The organism is Nonomuraea sp. NPDC003201 (genome assembly GCF_053590415.1).
Map to the genome: position 1 here is coordinate 1 of NZ_JBSFTC010000663.1, position 2,312 is coordinate 2,312.

General features: G+C 74.4%; 3 protein-coding genes. All 3 read left to right on the forward strand.

What is annotated here, in order from left to right; genetic code table 11:
- Window positions 1-385: aldehyde ferredoxin oxidoreductase C-terminal domain-containing protein (locus ACWDX9_RS62470; protein WP_449973311.1), on the forward strand; the 385-nt coding region annotated here is incomplete at its 5' end.
- Between the two features lie 99 nt (window positions 386-484).
- Window positions 485-1,243, forward strand: coding sequence for an SDR family NAD(P)-dependent oxidoreductase (locus ACWDX9_RS62475; protein WP_449973312.1), 759 nt, complete (start codon window positions 485-487; stop codon window positions 1,241-1,243).
- A gap of 2 nt (window positions 1,244-1,245) precedes the next feature.
- The coding region (locus ACWDX9_RS62480; RefSeq protein WP_449973313.1) for a lyase family protein at window positions 1,246-2,312 on the forward strand (1,067 nt) is incomplete at its 3' end.

The window sequence follows — 2,312 nt, forward strand, 5'->3', positions numbered from 1 at the left end:
GGAGCCCGCGCCGGTCGCCGGGCTCGACGCCGAGCGGGGCCGGCGCACCGCCCGGCTGCTGCGGCTGTGGAGCGGGCTCGACGCGCTCAACCTGTGCGTCTTCGCCTCCTCCCCCACCCGCCCGCTGACCCTCGACCACCTGAGCGCCCTGGTCACCGCCGTCCTCGGGCGGGAGTTCACCCTGGACGACCTGCTGGCGGCCGGTCAGGCGCGGCTCGACGCGATGCGCGCGTACGCGGTCCGCGAGGGCGGCGGTCCCGACGAGCTGCCGGCCCGGATGCACGAAGAGCCCGTCGCGGTGGGACCCCACGAGGGCGCGGTGCTGGACCGCGCCTCGTTCGAGCTCGCCCGGGCCGCCTTCTACGAGGAGCTCGGCTGGGGTTGATTTCCTCAGAAAAACGATTGACCGCCCTCTTGTTCGGTTTGTTCGGTTCGCGTTATGTTCTGGTCAATCGTTTGAACGGGAGACGGGAGACCATCGGGGATGGCTGTCACGATCGACCTGGGCGGGCGGACGGCGCTCGTCACGGGCGGCGCGGGAGGGCTCGGGTTCGCGTGCGCCCGCGCGCTGGCCGACGCCGGAGCGGACATCGTGCTCTCCGACCTGGAGGGCCCGCGGCTGAGCGAGGCGGCGGCCGAGCTGGGCGCCGAGGCCCGGCCGGCCGACCTCACCGACCCGGCGCAGGCGGCGGCGCTGGCGGCCGCCCGCGACCGGATCGACGTGCTGGTGAACTGCGCCGGGATCATGCGCACCACCCCGCTGCTCGACATCGAGCCCGGCGAGTGGCTGCGGATCGTGGACGTCAACCTCAACGCCACGTTCTGGCTCATACAGGCCGTCGGGCGCGGGATGGCCGAGCGGGGCGGCGGCTCGATCGTGACGCTGGCCTCGGTGGCCGCCCGCTCGGGCCGCCCCAACGCCGCCCACTACTCCGCCACCAAGACGGCCCTGCTCTCCCTGACGAAGTCGGCGGCCGAGGCGCTGGCCCCCGTGCGCGTGAACGCGGTGTGCCCCGGCGTCTTCCTCACCCCCATGTGGGACGAGATCATCGCCGACCGCGACCGGCGGTTCGGCCCCGACGCGGGCGCCGGCTACCTGAAGGAGGTCAGCGAGCGCTCCCCGCTGCGCCGCCCCGGACGTCCCGAGGAGGTCGCCTCCGCGGTGCTGTTCCTGGCCAGCGACCTGGCGTCGTTCGTGACGGGCCAGGCTCTCAACGTCGACGGCGGACTGGAGATGAACTGACCGTGCGCCAGACGTTCAAGCTGCTGCCCGAGCTGTTCGGCGACGGCGCGATGACCGAGATCTTCTCGGCCGAGCGGACCGTGCTCGCCTGGCTGCGCACGGAGGCCGCGCTGGCCCGCGCCCAGGCCGAGGAGGGTGTGATCTCCGAGGCCGACGCGCGGGCCATCGAGGCGGCCTGCGTGCCGGCCAACATCGACGTCCGGCGCCTCTGGTCGGAGGCGGTCAACGTGGGCTACCCGATCCTGCCCCTCGTACGGATGATCTCCGCCGCGCTCCCCGAGGGGCCCAACGGCCGCGTCCACTACGGCGCGACCACGCAGGACATCATGGACACCGGCCTGGCCCTGCAGATGGGCGAGGCCCTCGACCACCTGCGGGCGCTGCTCGGCTCGTTCGGCGGCGCGCTGGCCCGGCTGGTGGCCGAGCACGCCGGCACCGTCGTCGCCGCCCGCACGCACGCGCAGCAGGCGGTGCCCACGACGTTCGGGGCGAAGATGGCGGTGCTGCTGGCGGAGGTGACGCGCCAGCGCGACCGGGTGAGCGAGGCGGCGCGGCGGGTGCGGGTCGTGTCGCTGTTCGGCGCGGGCGGCACGTCCGCCGCGATGGGCGAGCGCTCCAGCCAGGTGCGCGAGCGCGTGGCCGGGGTGCTCGGCCTCGGCACCACCGAGGTGCCCTGGCACGTGGCCAGGGACGGCGTCGCCGAGTTCGGCGTGACCTGCGCGAGCCTGGCGGCCACGGCGGCCCGCTTCGCCCGCGAGGTCGTGGACCTGTCCAGGACCGAGGTCGGCGAGGTGCGGGAGGCGGGCGGACACCACCGCGGCGCGTCCTCCACGATGCCGCAGAAGGCCAACCCGATCGGCTGCGAGGCCGTCATCGGCATGTCCGGCACGGCGGGCGCGCTCAGCTCGGGCCTGTTCCGCGCGATGGAGGCCGGCCACGAGCGGGCCGCCGGCGAGTGGCAGGTCGAGTGGTACGTGGTGCCGCTCCTGTGCGGCGAAGACCGGCTCCAGGGTGTGCTCGATCGCGGGCTCCGTCACCTGGCCGAGGCCCAGGGTGCACAGCGTGATGC

What these genes read in the sequence shown, in the direction of transcription:
- ACWDX9_RS62475 (WP_449973312.1), top strand. Translation starts at nt 485, where the DNA reads ATGGCTGTCACGATCGACCTGGGCGGGCGGACGGCGCTCGTCACGGGC.